Here is a 15870-nt window from a genome sequence, read left to right on the forward strand (position 1 = left end):
AATACCAATCCCCTTCGGCCCGAGACGGACTCGGGCCAGGACGCCGTCAATGAAGACGCAATCACAAGGAAGTCTCGATGAGTCCTCACCCCCACATGTATCAGATGTATCCCGGTAACCCGAACGGCGGCCCGCAAGGCGAAGGCCAGGGTTATGCTCAAGGCTATGGCAATGGTCCGCATTGGCATCGGCACGCGCACCCTTACGGTCCGGGCCACGCGGCAGGCTACGGCCCGGCGGCGCCCGGCCAAGCCCCGTCCCAGTTCCCGGCTCCGGGGGCGCTCGGCCTGCTCAACAATCGGTTTGTCACCGGCATGCTCGTAGGCAGTGCACTGACCTATGTCCTGACCAACGAGCACATTCAGCGCGCGGCCATTCGCGGTGTCACGCAAATCTGGCTCGGCATCCAGGGCGGCCTCGAGGAGACGAAAGAGCGCTTCCGCGACGCGGAGTCCGAGATCAAGACCCATCACGGGCAATAGCGCGGTTGTCTCATGCCTCTTGAAGCTTCCGCATTGTCCAGCGGCGACAACGTACAGCCGCTTCACCAGCGGCGAAACACCGTCGTGGTTGCGCACGCGTCGCCCAAGAGACTGCGTCTCAAGCTGCCGTTGCTGCGGCAGCCGCGGCTGGATGTGGGCCATCTGACGAGCCACATCTCCGAGTTCGACGGCGTCGAGTCGGTGCGCATCAATGCGGCCGCCTCCTCCGTCGTCATCGGTCACGACGGAGAGGCAGCAACCCGGTCGGCGATCGTCCACCGGCTCGAGACGCTGTCGCACGACACGCTTCGATTTCTCAACGGCGACAGCGAACCGAGTATTACCCCGCTTGCGCTGCGCGCCGCGCTGCTTCTGGCTCTTCCCGTACTGCCGGCCACGCTCGGCAAGGCCCTTGTCTGGGGTGCAATCGCGCCGCGTGTTTTGCGGGGCGTCTGGTCGTTGTTCGCGAAGGGTGTGTCGGTCGAGGTGCTCGACGCCACGGCCATCTCGCTCGGCGCCGCGCAGGGGCGAACTGGTACGGCCCTTCTCACCGACGAACTCATGGCGACCGGCGACTATCTCGAGGAGACCACCGAACGCCATTCCGAGGATCTGCTGTCACATCTGCTCTACCCGCATCCGGCGTCCGTTTGGATTGTACGGGACGAAGAGGTGGTGAAGGTTCCATTCTCCGACGTGCACACGGGCGACATCGTCGTGGTGGGGGCAGGGGAGCTGATCCCTGTCGACGGTGTGGTTCACGACGGCGTGGCGCAGGTCAACCAGGCCTCCGTGACGGGCGAGAGCGTTCCCGTCGGCAAGGAGACCGGCGATCAGGTCATCGCCGGCAGCGTCGTCGAGAACGGACACATCAGGATCGAGGCGCACCATGTGGGCGACGAAACGACCACGGCGCGCATCGCCGCCTTCATTCATGAGTCCCTGACCGCGAAATCAGATACCGAGCGGGTCGCGGAGGACTTCGCCAACCAGCGTGTCCTGACGACACTCGGACTTGGCCTGGCGACGTTCCTGCTGACAGGGGACATCACGCGTGTGATGTCGGTCCTGCTGATCGACTATTCCTGCGCGGTCAAGCTGAGCGCGCCGGTGGCGATCCGATCGATGATGTCGGAGGCTGCAAACAGGGGCGTTCTGATCAAGGGCGGCCCGAGCATCGAGGCGCTGTCGAAGGTGGACACGGTGGTGTTCGACAAGACGGGGACGCTGACGCGCGGCGATCTCGCTATTACCGACATCGTCCCGTTGATGCCGGAGCTTCTGTCCGAGGAGCGGCTGCTGGCCATGGCCGCATCCATCGAAGAGCATTCGCGCCATCCGGTGGCGGCAGCCATCGTGCAGGCGGCGCGCGAGCGCGGCACCGACCATGTCGCCCATGAAGATATCGACGTCGAGATCGCCCATGGGCTGAGGACGCGCGTGGACGGCCAGGAAGTGCTGATCGGTAGCCGGCACTTTCTGCAGGACCACGAGAACATCGATCTGCGCGCGCATGAGGATGCCGCGCGGGCGCTTTCCGCCGAGGGCAAGATGCTGCTCTACGTCGCCTTCGGCGGCCAGGCTGTTGGGCTCATCGCGCTCCGTGACGAATTGAGAGCCGAGTCCGCCGACACGGTGAAGCGCTTGCGTGCCGCCGGCGTCGAGCGGCTGATCATGCTGACCGGCGACCGCAAGGAGCGTGCCGAGGCGCTTGCTGCCTCGCTCGGCCTTGATGCGGTCTTTGCCGAGCTCCAGCCCGAGGACAAGGCGGAGATCGTGCAGAAGCTCCGCGACGACGGACATCACACGGCCTTCGTGGGAGACGGCATCAACGACGCGCCGGCCTTGGCCACGGCCGATGTCGGCATCGCCATGCCGCGCGGTGCCGATATCGCGCGGGCGACCGCCGACATCGTGCTGCTTCAGGACTGCCTTGACGGGGTGGCGGATGCGCGGGAAGCCTCGCAGACTGCCATGGACATCATCCGCAGCAATTTCCGCGCGGCGATCGGCGTCAATACGGGGCTCTACGTGGTGGCCTCGATTGGCTGGCTCGGTCCGGTCGCGGCCGCGACGCTGCATAACGGGACGACGCTGGGCTTGCTGGCGCGTGCGCTGTCGGCCAGCCGTTTCCCGGACAGTGCGAGCGAAGAGCCTCGGGACATAACGCCGGTGGACGAAGCGCCGCAAGACAAAGTGCTGGTCGACGAAGCCTCTGGGGCCGTCGCCGGTGACAATCACAATGCCGCCCCGACGATCCACTAAGACGGGGCGTGCAAAGTCGTGACGAACCTGTCAATCTCGGTAGGTAGGATCGTACCTAGCCGCGGCGGGTGAGGAGGATCATATGGTCTATTGCGTTCATCACGTCCCCGGGCGTGCGCGCTTCAAGGTTCCGCGGATCAAGCAAGATCGTGCCTTCGCGGAGGAACTTGAGAGCAAGATTCTGAGCCTTGAGGGCGTTCATCGCGTCGAGCTCAACCCTTCGGCGCATTCGGTGATCGTGCACTACGACATAGTCGTCAATCCATTGGGTGACGCGGTTTCGCATATGCATGGCGGCAAGCCGCCTATCGACATGACGGGCGGTGATCCGGGTGTCATTCCGCTCAGCGCCAAGCCAAGCGCGGGGCCGATCGACAAGAAGGCTCACGAGGACATCTCGCGCGGTGTCGGCCAGATCGTCGGTCAGGCCGTGTTCGCCACGCTTGTGCAGCGGACGCTCGAACGCAGTCTGCTGTCGCTGCTCACCGGTCTGCGCTAAGGCGCCGCATCAAGCGACGGCGTTGGCCAGTTCCTTTGTGGGCGTCTTGTCCGGCAAATCCGTCGGAACGTGCTTCAACAGCTCGAAATCGATGAGCGCATAGTCGAACGTGCCGTCCCGCGCGACCAGTTCGATCCCGTTTCGGCGCGGACGCAGGATCAGATGGCGCGGCTTGTGATCCAGGACGACAAGGTCGTGGGCGCGCAGATCCATGTTGGACCGATGGTAGAGCGCCTGCAGGTCCTCTGCCGTCAGGAAGCCGTCGGTATAGAGCTGGACCGCATCGAGCCCTTTGACCCACTGAAAGAACAGGATGTAGTCGCGCTTCAGGTGGAGCGTTACGGGCACGTCGGTGCCGTTCTTTTCCTGGTCTGCCTTTAGCCGCGCGACGTGCTGCGCGAACAGACCCTCTTTGCGGCCGAGTTGCCAGACCTTGTATTCGCGCGGCGGACTGTAGATGGCGAGCGGCCGCTTCGTCTTGATGGGCGGGCGGTCCGGGCCGAACGGACCGCGGCGCAGTTCCGTCAGCAACCCGAACTCCTCGAACGGATCGTTGAAACAGGCATTGTCGATGACAGACCGGGGGACGAGTTCCGCCACGGGCTTGTCCACGAAGATGGGAACGTCCTGCGCGACCCGCGAAAATTTGACGACGACGTCCTTCGTGGCGCCCACGGGAACAACGATCGGAACGCGGTACACGGTTCCCGTCCCATCGAGCTTCTGGCCCGTCTCTTGATAACGCTGATCGATGAACCAGGCCTTGGGCAGGGCGCGCTTGGAAAGCCCCCAGCCATAGCGGGTCAGAAACAGTTCTCCGCCACCGAGGAGGCAGAGACGCGCATAGTCGACCCCGTAGCGCGCGCCTTGTACTCGGGGGGCAGGTCGTCAAAGGCCACGTGAAGCAGTTGGCACGTGGCATCGTCTAGAAGTGGCATCGAAGGCAGTCCCCGGATCAAATTCTAGCCGACAGGGCGCCACGCGACAGCGCACCAGCCAGCTGCGACACTCTAGCATGTCCGGGAATAGTCCGTGGAGGGCGCGTTTTCGCGATCAGCCGCGCAGTAAAACCTCGGCTGTCCGCTCCAAGCTCTGGCACCAGCCGCCATTGGCGAGCATGCGATAGTCGGCTGCAAGACCCTTCTGCCGCAGGACGATCTCGGTGGTCTCGCCATTGCCTTTGAACGTGATATCGACGTGGGAAGGGCCCGAGGGTTCGCGAACGTCGTGGGGTATGTCCGCGATACAGTGCTCGGCGACCTCGAAGGCAAGACGACGGGGCCGCTCGACCTTTGTGTACGTACCGCTCATAGGACAAGAAGCGCCGGACGGCGCCGTCATCTGAAACAGGAACTGGCCGCCGACGACCGCGTCGAGCTCGATCACCCGGGTCAGGTAGCCGTGCGGTCCCCACCACGCTTCGACAAGCGCCGGCGTAGTCCAGGCATCGAACACCGCATCGGGCGAGGCATTGATGACGCGGCGGATTTCCAGCACGTCTTCAGCCGCAACGGTCATTGTTTCTTTCCCGCAATCGTTTGGTCGAGGCGCTCCAAGGAGTCATTCCAGAAGATGCGATAGGCCTCAAGCCAATCGCCGAGTTCGCGCAACGGCATGGCCGACAACGAGCAGACCCGCCGCTGTCCCACACGCTTGCGCTTGATGAGACGCGCGTTCTCCAGAACGTCCAAATGGCGTGAAATCGCCGATTGAGTCAGCTCGAATTTTTCGACCACTTGGCCGACGGACATATCCTCATTCCGGAGATATCCGACGATCGCGCGTCTCGTGGGATCCGACAAAGCGGCAAATGTTGCATCCAGCATTTATCACCTATTGCTCATATGATTATGTTTCTATAGCGTGCGCTCGGGGAATTCAAGAGCGCATCGGGAGCCGCCTGATCGCGCAATCATTGAGGGAGGCCCTCTATGGCTGACACAACATTCCGGGAAGACGGGCTCACGCTCGAAATTGAATGCGATCTCGATGCGGCCCGCAGCGCGGTCTGGCGCTGCTGGACCGAGCCGGATCTGCTCAAGCAATGGTTCTGCCCGAAGCCGTGGCAGGTCTCGGAAGCCGATCTCGACCTTCGGCCCGGCGGCAGAATGAACACCGTTATGGTGGGGCCGGATGGCACGCGAATGGAGAACACGGGCATTTGGCTGGAGGTCGTCAGTGGAAGGCGTCTCACTTTCACGGACTCTTACGCCGAAGGTTTCGTGCCCCGCGAGTCGTCTTTCATGACGGGCTACGTGGAATTGTCGGATGCGCCCAGCCAGCGAACGAAGATGGTCTGGGGAGCGCGCCACGGCAAAGCCGCCGACAAACAGGCTCATCTCGAGATGGGCTTTCGGCAAGGCTGGTCCGCGGCGGCGGCACAACTGGAAGAGCTGGCGAGATCCCTGGCAGACGGCACCGGCGCTGCACCATCGCCGATGAGCTTCAAATCGAAGGTTCGGACGTGTCTCTGGTTCGAGAGCGGCGGGCAGGGGGCGGCGGAGTTCTACGTGTCGCTCCTGCCGGATAGCGAGATCGACGGCATCTATCCGCATGGGCAGCCGAACGATCCGATGGTCGTCGAGTTTACGCTCGCCGGCGCGCCGATGATGATCCTCACCGCCGGTCCGTATCACAAGCTGTCACCTGCGGCATCGATCAGTGTTCTGACGAAAGATCAGCGGGAGACCGATCGGTTGTGGTCGCAACTGATCGAACGGGGCGGCGCGGAAAGCAGATGCGGCTGGCTGGTCGACCGGTTCGGCGTTTCCTGGCAGATCGTGCCTGAAGCGCTCCCACGCCTGCTCGGTCATCCCGATGCCGAGGCGGCAGGACGCGCCCAAGCGGCCATGATGCAGATGACCAAGATCGATATCGCCGCGCTCGAAGCAGCGGCGGCAGGACGATAGGAGGGAAAATCGGATGTCGTATATTGTTGCGTTCGTTGCCGCCGTTCCGTCCACTGACAAAGCCACCTATGGCGCCCATGTCGCGGAAGCCGCGGAGATGTTCAAGAAGCATGGCGCGGTCCGCTGCGTGGAATGCTGGGGCGTCGAGGTTCCCCCGGGGAAGCTGACGTCGTTTCCGTTAGCCGTGAAGTGCGAGCCTGACGAAACCGTCGTCTTCGGGTTCGTCGAGTGGGAGACCAGGACTGCTCACGATGAGGGAATGCCCAAGGTTATGAGCGAAATGAACGAGCGCATGAAGGCCGGCACACTTGCCGAACCGCCGTTCGATGGGAAACGGATGATTTTCGGCGGCTTCGACGTGCTCGTGGATCAGTAGTCCGCTCCACCTGTTTCGTTGCTCGATACCGGGCGGCTCCCCTCCTGCCGGTCGCAGCGCTGGGGTGCCCCGCCGCGCACTCTTGCACCCTCCGTCCACGTGGCTAATTTCCATGCGGCCCCTGCGACAAATACAGGCATGGTGCTGCGGCCGAGTTTGCTATGGTGATCGCCGGCGAACCAATAAAGAAGCGAACTCCCGCGGTTGCGGCGCCACGGAACTGGGCTGAATGGCGATACTCACGTCCCTCCATCACCTTACCTCCTATCAGTACGACCGGCCGGTAGGCCTTGGGCCCCAGGTGATCCGCCTGAGGCCCGCGGCGCACAGCCGGACGCAGATTCGCAGCTATTCGCTGTCCGTGACGCCGCGCCAGCACTTCATCAACTGGCAGCAGGATCCGCACGGTAACTGGCTGGCCCGGCTGGTTTTCCGGAAAAGACCAACGGAGTTCAGCGTCGAGGTCAACCTCACGGCGAACCTCTCGACCGTCAATCCGTTCGACTTCTTCGTGGAATCCTATGCGGAGCAATATCCGTTCACCTATCCCAAAGAGTTGCGGATGGACCTGGCGGCCTATCTGTCCGACGCGGAGCCGGGACCCCGGGTCGCAGCCTTTCTCCGGGATCTGCCGAAAGAGGCCGAGCGCACCGTCTTTTTCCTCGTCGATCTCAACCACGAACTGCAGCAGCGCATCCGCTACGTCATCCGGATGGAGGCGGGCGTGCAGACGCCGGAAGAGACGCTGGCCCTCGGGTCCGGGTCCTGCCGGGATTCTGCTTGGCTGCTCGTGAACATCGCCCGTCATCTGGGGCTCGCGGCGCGTTTTGTGTCGGGCTATCTGATCCAGCTGAAAGCGGACGTGGATCCGATCGAGGGGCCGATGGGCACCGACAAGGATTTCTGCGATCTCCACGCCTGGGCCGAGATCTATATCCCGGGCGCCGGCTGGGTCGGCTTCGATGCAACGTCCGGTCTGTTGTGCGGGGAAGGGCATATCCCCCTTGCCGCAGCGCCTCACTACCAGTCGGCGGCGCCCATCACGGGAACGGTCGACGCGGCGAGCACCGGTTTTGCCTTCGAGATGCGGGTGGACCGCATCCACGAAGCGCCGCGCGTGACGAAGCCCTTTTCCGACGAGTCCTGGGAGAAGCTCGACGCTCTCGGCGAAGCGGTCGACCAGGATCTCGTGTCCAACGATGTCAGGCTGACCATGGGCGGCGAGCCGACCTTCGTCTCCGTCGATGATTTCGAAAGTGAGGAGTGGAACATCTCCGCCGTCGGCCCGACCAAGCGGGGGCTGGCGGACACGCTGGTCCGCAAGTTGCGCCAGCGCTTTGCGCCGACCGGCTTCCTGCATTTCGGTCAGGGCAAGTGGTATCCGGGCGAGAGTCTGCCCCGCTGGGCCTTCGCGCTCTATTGGCGGAAGGACGGCGAACCGATTTGGGGCGATGTGTCCCTGCTTGCCGGCGAGGAAGAGGAGCCGCACGCGACGATCGACCAGGCTGCGGCTTTGGCGGAGGATTTTGCCGAGCGTATCGGCGTGGGCGCGGATCATGCGCTGCCCGCCTACGAGGATCCCGTCTACTGGTCGCTCAAGGAAGCGGAACTACCGGAAAATGTCGACCCTTCAGATCCGAAGATCGACGATCCCGAGACCCGCTCCCGCATGGTACGGACCTTCGAGCGCGGCCTCTCGGAGCCGTCGGGGTTCGTGCTTCCCATTCAGCGCTGGCAGAGCAAGGCCGAGGACACGCGGTGGAAGAGCGAGCGATGGAAGTTACGCCGCGGCAAGCTGTTTCTGACGCCCGGAGACAGCCCGCTTGGCTACCGCCTGCCGCTGAGCTCGCTGCCGCACGTGCCGGAGCCCGAGTATCCGTACATCTATCCTCAGGACCCGAGCATTCCACGCGGGCCGCTGCCGACGCGGGCGCAGATGGCAGAGGTCCTCCCGGCCAGTGGGCCCAGCGAGTCGGAACAGCCCACGCGGGAAGAGCAGTCTAAGGAATTCCAGGTGAAATGCGTGGTTCGCACCGCTCTGTCGATCGAACCGCGCGACGGCATCATCCGGGTGTTCATGCCGCCGGTGGAACGTCTCGAGGACTATCTGGAGCTGCTTGTGGCGATCGAGGAGAGCGCCAAGGCCACCGGCTCCAAGGTCCAGATCGAAGGCTATCCGCCGCCGTCCGATCCGCGCCTGAACGTCATCAAGGTCACGCCTGACCCCGGTGTGATCGAGGTGAATGTGCATCCGGCCTCAAGCTGGCGGGAAGCGGTCGATATCACCACGAACCTCTATGAAGATGCGCGTCAGAGCCGGCTCGGCACGGACAAGTACATGATCGACGGTCGTCATGTGGGAACTGGCGGCGGGAATCATGTGGTGATCGGCGGAGCGACTACGGAGGATTCGCCCTTCCTGCGCCGTCCTGATTTGCTGCGGAGCCTGGTGCTGTATTGGCAGCGCCATCCTTCGTTGTCCTATCTTTTCTCGGGGCTCTTCATCGGGCCTACGAGCCAGGCGCCGCGCATGGACGAGGCGCGCCACGATGGGCTCTACGAACTCGAAATCGCGCTGGAGTTGATGCCCGACGGCGAGGCGCATATCCAGCCATGGCTGACAGACCGCCTGTTCCGGAACGTCTTGGCGGATGTTACCGGCAACACCCATCGTGCGGAAATCTGCATCGACAAGCTCTACTCGCCGGATAGCTCGACAGGCCGGCTCGGCCTGGTGGAGTTTCGCTCGTTCGAAATGCCGCCAGACGCGCGCATGAGCCTCGCCCAGCAACTCCTCATCCGCGCATTGATCTCGATGTTCTGGAAGGAGCCGCAGCGGGGCAAGTTCGTCCGTTGGGGCACAGCGCTTCATGACCGTTTTATGCTGCCGCACTATGTGTGGCAGGACTTTCTCGGTGTCCTGGGCGACCTTGAACAGGCTGGCTACCATTTCGATCCGGAATGGTTCAAGGCGCAGTGGGAGTTCCGCTTTCCGTTTTATGGCCGCGTGGAGTATTCGGGGGTCGGTATCGAGCTGCGCCAAGCGCTCGAGCCTTGGCACGTTCTGGCCGAGGAGAGTACGCCCTTCGGGACGAGCCGCTTCGTCGATTCGTCGGTGGAGCGCCTTCAGGTCCAGGCCAGCCACTTTGTGCCCGAACGGCACGCGATTACGTGCAACGGACGGCGCGTGCCCATGACCGGGACAGGAGAAACGGGCGAGGCCGTGGGTGGGGTCCGCTTCAAGGCATGGCAGCCCATTTCAGGGCTACATCCAACCATTCCGGTGCAGGCGCCGCTGACCTTCGACATTGTCGATTCGTGGAATGGCCGGTCCCTTGGGGGATGCGTCTATCACGTCGCCACCCCGGGTGGGAGAAGCCACGATACGTTCCCTGTGAATTCGTACGAAGCCGAAGCGCGGCGGCTGGCGCGCTTCCAGGATCACGGTCATACTGCCGGCATTGTGGACTTGCCTGCGGAAGAGCCGGCGGGCGAGTTTCCGCTGACTCTTGACCTCCGCCGGAGTGCACGGCGACCGTGATGGCCGATGGACCAGACCTTACCTAAGGCTGCGGCGGGCGAGACGCCCCAGCAAGCCTGGTATGACGACTACGCGCCTCTTCCCGGCGTGCCGGACGAGCTGATCGGCCCGGACGGCGCCCGCGTGCGGCCTGGCTCAACTTCATCCGGCAGTTGTCGGCGGACGAGCGGTCGCTCGCCGCCGTGGACCGGCACCTCCAAGACATCGGCGTTTCATATCGCGTCTATGGCGAGGCGCGCGAACGCAACTGGCCCATGAGCCGGCTGCCGCTTCTCATCGAGGAAGAAGAGTGGACCGCAATCGCGGCGGGGATCACCCAGCGCGCCGGCCTGATCGAAACCATGCTCGCGGACGTCTACGGTCCGGGTGAACTGGTCCGCGACGGCGTCATCCCTGCGGCGCTGATCGCCGGTTCGAGCGAGTTCGTGCGGCCTTTGGCGGGTGTGTCGCCGCCCGGGGGGCGCTGGCTGCGTTTCTATGCCGCCGATCTCGGCCGCGGGCCCGATGGGCGCTGGTGGGTGCTGAGCGATCGTGCCCAGGCACCTTCGGGCCTCGGTTACGCCTTGGAGAACCGGCTTGTCATGTCGCGCGCGTTGCCGACGGGGTATCGCCGCATGAATGTGTGCCGTCTGGCGCCGTTCTTCAGTGACTTTCGCTCGGCGCTCGTCGAGGCTGCTGCCGGCGCGGAGCCGAGGGTCTGTCTGCTGACGCCGGGTCCCTACAGTCAGACCTATTTCGAGCAAGCCTATCTCGCACGCTATCTCGGCTTCCTGCTCGTCGAAGGCGAAGACCTCGTTGTCCACGACGCGATGACCCATGTGCGCACGATCGCCGGTCCCAAGCGCGCCGACGCCATCTGGCGTTTCGTCGACTCCAACTATGTGGATCCGATCGAGTTGAACGGGCAATCGCGGCTCGGCGTTCCAGGCTTGATGTCGGCGCTGCGCCACGGTGGCACGCTCGTGGCCAACATGCCGGGCTGCGGTATCGCGGAGTCGCGTGCGATGATGAGCATCATGCCGTCGCTTGCTTCCAAACTCATCGGTCAGAAGCTTGCGCTTCCCAATATCGCCACGTGGTGGTGCGGGGATCCGCGCAGCAAACGGCACGTCCTCGACAATTTCGACGAGATGGCAATCTCCGGCGCCTTGTTCGGCCAGATGTCGCTTCTGCAGGGCGAGCTGTCGACGGTGCCGGGCATGCTCGACGAGGCGGGGCGGGCCGAGCTGCGCGAAGCCGTCGAGCGGCGCGGCATGGACTATGTCGGTCAGGAAGTCGTCCAGTTGTCGACGACGCCTGTGCGGGAGGGCGACAAGCTGGTCCCGCGCCCCTTCGTCCTCCGTGTTTTTGCCGCGGCGACGGAGAACGGATGGGAGATCATGCCGGGCGGGTTCTGCCGCATCTCCGCCGATACGGACGCGCGGGCCATCAGCATGGGCGTCGGCGTCCAGTCGGCCGACGTGTGGGTGCTGTCATCCAAGCCGGTCGCACCGGAGTCCTTGCTGTCGGTGGGCGACAACGTCCACATCCAGCGGGTCTCAGCAATATTCCAAGCCGCGCGGCGGACAATTTGTATTGGTACGGCCGCTATCTGGAGCGCGCCGAAGCGACGTTGCGTGTTGTCCGGTGCCTGTGCGTGCGCAGCATCGATATGGATGTTCTGTCGGGCAACGTACCGGAGACGATCGAGAAGCTCACACACCTGCTCGTGGCCTGGGGCGCGATCGCGCCGGAACAAGAGGGCAGCTCGCCTTTGGAGGTTGCCCGGCACGCTCTCGCCGACGACAGCGCATACGGCTCCGGTCTCGCCGGCATCCGTCTTGCCCGCAGCGCCAGTTCGGTCATCCGTGAACGGATTTCCATCGACGCTTCGCGGCTTTCCCGTCAGATCGACGCGCATTTCCCGAGCCTCGATGCGTTGCCGAGCGAAGTGGATGTGCTGGACGCCGCGGACAAGGCGCTTGAGGGGCTCGCCGCGCTTTCTGGCCTCACCCAGGAGAGCATGAACCGGGATGCGGGCTGGCGCTTCCTCGACATCGGCAGGCGGATCGAACGGGCCATTCTCACCTGCCGGATTGCGCGCACATTCATCGACGACGAGGCGACGGCCGAGGATTTGGAAGTCATGCTCGATCTGGTGGATTCACAGATCACCTACCGGTCGCGCTACATGACTGGCGTGGCGCTGGCGCCGGTGCGCGATATGGTGATGCTCGATCCCTATAATCCGCGTTCCGTCAGTTTCCAGCTCTCGGCGATCAGCGACCATTTGGCGATCCTGCCGACCCTGCGGAACGACGGTGTGCCCGAGGAACCGCAAGGCATTTCTTCGATCCTGGCTACCGAATTGGAGATGGCCAAGGCCAACGAGATCGACAAGCAAGCCATCCTCGCGTTCGAACAGAGAATCCTGCAACTCGCCGATGCGATTGCGTCCGCTATTTCCCGCGGCGCCAGAAAGTCTCGGTCGCGGCGGAGACGAGCAGCCTGTCGTGATCTACGACATCGATCATCTCACGGCGTATGCCTACGACGAGCCCGTCATGTCCGCGACGCTCGCGCTCCGTCTGACGCCGCGAAACAGCGCGCTTCAGCGAAAGCTGGGGCATACGGTTCGAGTCGATCCGCCGCCCGATCAAATCGGGGTGTACGACGATTTCTTCGGCAACGCCGTCGATGTCGTCACCATCGACACAAAGCACACGGAGCTTACCATCAAATCTTCGGCGCGTGTGGAGTGCCTCGACCGTCCGGCCCTCATCGAAGAGAACCTTGCCTGGGAGCGGGTGGCGCAGGAGGCGCTCTCCCGGCGTGATCTATCCGGCAGCGGACTCGCCCATTTCCTGTTTCCGAGCCCGCTGATTTCGCTCGAACGTGATGTGGCGTTGTACGCGCAAGAAAGCTTTCCCGAAGGCCGTGGCATATTCGAAGCGTGTACGGATTTGATGTCGCGTATCCGGAACGACTTCGAGTACGAGCCGACCACGACCGAGATTTCGACGACGGTCGCACAAGCCTTCGCGCAGCGCAGCGGTGTGTGCCAGGACTTCGCACAGATCATGATCTCGGGGTTGCGCGGTCTGGGACTGCCGGCAGCTTATGTGAGCGGATATCTGCGCACCATTCCGCCGCCCGGTGAGGAGCGGCTGCAAGGGCCGGACGCGACCCATGCCTGGGTGTCCGTCTGGACCGGAGAGGTGGGCGGCTGGATCGGATTCGATCCCACGAATGCGATCCACGCATCGACCGATCACGTGGATTTGGCGGTCGGAAGGGACTTCTCCGACGTCTCGCCCGTGCATGGGGTGTTCGTCGGGTCCGGCGCGCATCAGCTTCGCGTCGAGGTCGACGTCGTGCCCGTTGAGGGCAACGGGTAGGGCCTGCTGCCGGCGCCGAGCCAAAGGTCCAGATGCAAGCATAATACTTGATTACTCAAGTAATAATACGGTATCATGCGTGCATGAATGAGAGCGAAAGAGAGGATGCCGTGCTGGTCCTATTGGATGTAGCCGCCCGTATCGAACGGCGGCTGGATAATGCGTTGTCGATGGCACGGGGGATTTCGTTCAGCGAGTACAGAATTCTCAAGGCGCTTGCCAACGAGGAGGGCCGCGGTGTCATGCGGGTCGATCTCGCGGAGGCCGTGGGGCTCACGGCATCGGCGGTGACGCGCGCGTTGCGGCCTTTGGAGAAGATCGGCGTGGTCGCCACGGAGAAGCACGAGCGGGACGCGCGCTGCAGCCTCGCGAAGCTCACGCCTGCGGGCCTGGAGCTCTTGAGCGATGCGGAGCAGGTCGTGGCCGACGGGCTCGATGCGATCCCGATGAAGGGCGTGTCGTTGGACAAGCTTGCCTCCTTGCAGGCAGAGCTCTCGAAGCCCCGGTGTGCGCCTAGCCGGCGCAGCACGATCCGGGCGACATGAGGATGACCGCAGGGATCTGATGCCAGGCCAAGAGGGGACGTCATGATCAAATCCTATACGGACCACGCCGCCAACGAGCGGACCTTTCTCGCCTGGATGCGGACCGGTGTCGCGATCATCGCGTTCGGGTTCTTGATCGACCGGTTCGACCTCTTCGTCATGACCATGGCGGATGCGGTGGGCATCAAGCCCGAGCATCACGCGCAGCTCGACAAGATGTCCGGGGCGTCGGTCTAAGCACCGGCGTCTGGTTTATCCTCGTGGGCGTGGCTTTCATCGTGGCGGCAACGATCCGTTTCGTACGCACGCGGTCGCTGTTGAAGGACGAGCAGATCCACACGACGGGTTTCGCGATGGAGTTTGCGCTAGCGATCGTTCTGGCGGTGCTGATCGTGGTCGCCAGCATCCCGCTTCTCGTCAGCGCCCTATAGGAAGGGCCAGATCGATGCGGCCTTCGGCTTCACCGGCGCCGTGACCTTCGCGCAGAGCCGAGGCCGGAAATAGCATGTGCCGTTCGATTGGCCCGTGCGGGCGCCGACGCCCTCCTGAGCCAGTTCGGACTTGGCACCGAGGTTGAAGCGGTACTCGATGCCGGTATTGGGCGCCCACGCGGAACAGGTGACCCGCACGACCCCCTTGTAAGTGTCGCTGCACTGGTTGCGGATGCGGAAGGTTTTGCCTTCCGGCGAAAGCTGGATCCGCAGGCAATGCGGGGGCACTTGGTCGCAAGAAGCCTCGGTCTCGTCCGTACTGTCGGAACTCGATGCCAGGGCCGCCGTCCACTGATTGCGGGCCTTGGCTGCACTGGCCAGATGCTCAAGCACTTCCGGGACGACGATATTGGGGGCGTCGAGCATGAGGTTGTGGCCGGCGTTGAGCGTGCGCAGGCGATAGGGACCGTCCATGTAGTTGGCGGTGGCCACGGCAGACGCGCGGCTGAAGGCGCCGTCTTCCTCGCCCCACAGGAACAAGGTCGGGGGGCGCACCTTGCCGGCAGGATCCAACGAGCGGAACTCGAACGCGCGGTACCAATCGAGAGCCGCGTGGATTGCTCCCGGCTCGCCGAACACGCGGCGATACTCCGCCACTTGGTCTTTTGGATGCCGCGACCATTTCCAGCGCGTGAGCAGGGCGGCTTGGTCGAAGCTCATGGCCAGTTCCGGAAGCACCGGCAGTCGATAGAACAGGACATAGCTACTGGCCGGCCATTGTGGGCTCGGGTTCGACAGCGCCTCGGAGAGCGCCAGCGGATGCGGCATGGCCAGCGAGGTGAGGCTCAGCACCCGTTCCGGATAGCGGTCGGCCAGTGTCCAGGCGATGGCCCCGCCGAAGTCGTGGCCGATAACGTGGAACTTCTCGAAGCCCGCCGCGTCCGCCACGGCCAGGACGTCGTTCGCGAGCTTGCCCTTGGTGTAGTCGTTCTCCAGCCGCGGCCGCGCGCCGGGGCTGTAGCCGCGCTGGTCGAAGGCGATGGCGCGGTAACCGGCTTTCCGCAGCGCTTCGAGCAGCGACTCCCACATGATCGAGGTTTCGGGAAAGCCGTGCAGCAGGATCACGCCTTCGCCGTCGCGATTGCCGCTGCCGGCGACACGGGCCCGGAAGGTCATGTTGTTGGCGCGGATGCGCACGAGACCGTCCTCGGACCCATCAAAAAGGGGGAGGGCCTGGGTCATCGCGGCGTGACAGTCGGGGCAAGACGGCGCCAGCACGAGCCTGTCGATCCCATAGGCTGCCGTGAAGGGAAGCAGCACCAAGGCAGCGATCAGCCAGACTTTCTTCAGGTAGGTCATAGCGCCCTTTGGCCCGCCGGTGCGCGCCAGACAAGGATTCAGTTTGGAAGATCAATGGCGAATCATCACCGAATTGTAAATGTGCG

The 15870-nt window shown here is 63.7% G+C and carries 14 protein-coding genes and 2 pseudogenes; 12 read left to right on the top strand and 4 right to left on the bottom strand.

Annotated features, from left to right (window positions below; translation table 11 throughout):
• The first annotated feature begins 77 nt into the window (after positions 1 to 77).
• The 3 genes from AUC70_RS09375 to AUC70_RS09385 all read left to right on the top strand — a co-directional run bounded on the left by AUC70_RS09375 (position 78) and on the right by AUC70_RS09385 (position 3246).
• Positions 78 to 482, top strand: coding sequence for a hypothetical protein (locus AUC70_RS09375; RefSeq protein ID WP_141702055.1), 405 nt, complete (start codon positions 78 to 80; stop codon positions 480 to 482).
• A 12-nt stretch (positions 483 to 494) separates the two neighbouring features.
• Positions 495 to 2747 carry a heavy metal translocating P-type ATPase gene (locus tag AUC70_RS09380; RefSeq protein ID WP_083241446.1) on the top strand — a complete coding sequence of 751 codons (2253 nt, stop codon included), beginning with the start codon at positions 495 to 497 and terminating at the stop codon, positions 2745 to 2747.
• Positions 2748 to 2829: 82 nt separating this feature from the next.
• Positions 2830 to 3246 (top strand): HMA2 domain-containing protein, encoded by a 417-nt coding sequence (locus AUC70_RS09385; protein WP_069444560.1) that lies wholly within the window; start codon positions 2830 to 2832, stop codon positions 3244 to 3246.
• Between the two features lie 9 nt (positions 3247 to 3255).
• Here the strand turns inward: AUC70_RS09385 and AUC70_RS09390 are convergent, their stop codons facing one another.
• From AUC70_RS09390 to AUC70_RS09400, 3 genes are all read right to left on the bottom strand, one after another.
• Positions 3256 to 3948: a hypothetical protein gene (locus AUC70_RS09390; protein ID WP_069444561.1), complete on the bottom strand. Its 693-nt coding sequence runs from the start codon at positions 3946 to 3948 to the stop codon at positions 3256 to 3258.
• A gap of 351 nt (positions 3949 to 4299) precedes the next feature.
• A complete protein-coding gene (locus AUC70_RS09395; protein ID WP_069444562.1) occupies positions 4300 to 4764 on the bottom strand; it encodes an SRPBCC family protein in 465 nt (154 codons plus the stop codon).
• Complete coding sequence (locus AUC70_RS09400; RefSeq protein ID WP_069444563.1) at positions 4761 to 5072, bottom strand: ArsR/SmtB family transcription factor; 312 nt, start codon at positions 5070 to 5072, stop codon at positions 4761 to 4763. The genes AUC70_RS09395 and AUC70_RS09400 overlap by 4 nt, the downstream gene beginning before the upstream one ends.
• 105 nt (positions 5073 to 5177) lie before the next feature.
• Between AUC70_RS09400 and AUC70_RS18605 the strand changes: the two genes are divergently transcribed.
• From AUC70_RS18605 to AUC70_RS17170, 9 genes and pseudogenes are all read left to right on the top strand, one after another.
• Positions 5178 to 6155, top strand: coding sequence for a VOC family protein (locus AUC70_RS18605; protein ID WP_206599353.1), 978 nt, complete (start codon positions 5178 to 5180; stop codon positions 6153 to 6155).
• 13 nt (positions 6156 to 6168) lie between these two features.
• Entirely contained in the window at positions 6169 to 6531 is a 363-nt protein-coding gene (locus AUC70_RS09410) for a DUF1428 domain-containing protein (protein WP_069444564.1), read from the top strand.
• Positions 6532 to 6760: 229 nt separating this feature from the next.
• On the top strand, positions 6761 to 10072 hold the full coding sequence (locus AUC70_RS09415; protein ID WP_069444565.1) for a transglutaminase family protein: 3312 nt from the start codon (positions 6761 to 6763) through the stop codon (positions 10070 to 10072).
• 254 nt (positions 10073 to 10326) lie between these two features.
• A pseudogene (locus AUC70_RS18040) lies at positions 10327 to 11415 on the top strand (circularly permuted type 2 ATP-grasp protein); the annotation flags it as partial.
• A 26-nt stretch (positions 11416 to 11441) separates the two neighbouring features.
• A pseudogene (locus tag AUC70_RS18045) lies at positions 11442 to 12449 on the top strand (alpha-E domain-containing protein); the annotation flags it as partial.
• A 115-nt stretch (positions 12450 to 12564) separates the two neighbouring features.
• Positions 12565 to 13449 (top strand): transglutaminase family protein, encoded by an 885-nt coding sequence (locus tag AUC70_RS09430; RefSeq protein ID WP_069444663.1) that lies wholly within the window; start codon positions 12565 to 12567, stop codon positions 13447 to 13449.
• Positions 13450 to 13559: 110 nt separating this feature from the next.
• A complete protein-coding gene (locus AUC70_RS09435) occupies positions 13560 to 13994 on the top strand; it encodes a MarR family winged helix-turn-helix transcriptional regulator (RefSeq protein ID WP_158007421.1) in 435 nt (144 codons plus the stop codon).
• 42 nt (positions 13995 to 14036) lie between these two features.
• Entirely contained in the window at positions 14037 to 14231 is a 195-nt protein-coding gene (locus AUC70_RS09440) for a YidH family protein (protein ID WP_069444569.1), read from the top strand.
• Positions 14232 to 14272: 41 nt separating this feature from the next.
• Positions 14273 to 14425 carry a hypothetical protein gene (locus AUC70_RS17170; protein WP_158007422.1) on the top strand — a complete coding sequence of 51 codons (153 nt, stop codon included), beginning with the start codon at positions 14273 to 14275 and terminating at the stop codon, positions 14423 to 14425.
• On the opposite strand, the gene AUC70_RS09445 is transcribed toward AUC70_RS17170, so the two are convergent.
• Complete coding sequence (locus AUC70_RS09445) at positions 14420 to 15784, bottom strand: alpha/beta fold hydrolase (protein ID WP_069444570.1); 1365 nt, start codon at positions 15782 to 15784, stop codon at positions 14420 to 14422. The genes AUC70_RS17170 and AUC70_RS09445 overlap by 6 nt on opposite strands.
• Between the last annotated feature and the right edge of the window lie 86 nt (positions 15785 to 15870).

The sequence above is a fragment of the Methyloceanibacter stevinii genome (assembly GCF_001723355.1).
In the GTDB taxonomy this organism is placed as follows: Bacteria; Pseudomonadota; Alphaproteobacteria; order Rhizobiales; family Methyloligellaceae; genus Methyloceanibacter; species Methyloceanibacter stevinii.

What these genes read in the sequence shown, in the direction of transcription:
- AUC70_RS09375 (WP_141702055.1), top strand. Translation starts at nt 78, where the DNA reads ATGAGTCCTCACCCCCACATGTATCAGATGTATCCCGGTAACCCGAAC.
- AUC70_RS09380 (WP_083241446.1), top strand. Translation starts at nt 495, where the DNA reads ATGCCTCTTGAAGCTTCCGCATTGTCCAGCGGCGACAACGTACAGCCG.
- AUC70_RS09385 (WP_069444560.1), top strand. Translation starts at nt 2,830, where the DNA reads ATGGTCTATTGCGTTCATCACGTCCCCGGGCGTGCGCGCTTCAAGGTT.
- AUC70_RS09395 (WP_069444562.1), bottom strand. Translation starts at nt 4,764, where the DNA reads ATGACCGTTGCGGCTGAAGACGTGCTGGAAATCCGCCGCGTCATCAAT.
- AUC70_RS09400 (WP_069444563.1), bottom strand. Translation starts at nt 5,072, where the DNA reads ATGCTGGATGCAACATTTGCCGCTTTGTCGGATCCCACGAGACGCGCG.
- AUC70_RS18605 (WP_206599353.1), top strand. Translation starts at nt 5,178, where the DNA reads ATGGCTGACACAACATTCCGGGAAGACGGGCTCACGCTCGAAATTGAA.
- AUC70_RS09410 (WP_069444564.1), top strand. Translation starts at nt 6,169, where the DNA reads ATGTCGTATATTGTTGCGTTCGTTGCCGCCGTTCCGTCCACTGACAAA.
- AUC70_RS09415 (WP_069444565.1), top strand. Translation starts at nt 6,761, where the DNA reads ATGGCGATACTCACGTCCCTCCATCACCTTACCTCCTATCAGTACGAC.
- AUC70_RS09440 (WP_069444569.1), top strand. Translation starts at nt 14,037, where the DNA reads ATGATCAAATCCTATACGGACCACGCCGCCAACGAGCGGACCTTTCTC.
- AUC70_RS09445 (WP_069444570.1), bottom strand. Translation starts at nt 15,784, where the DNA reads ATGACCTACCTGAAGAAAGTCTGGCTGATCGCTGCCTTGGTGCTGCTT.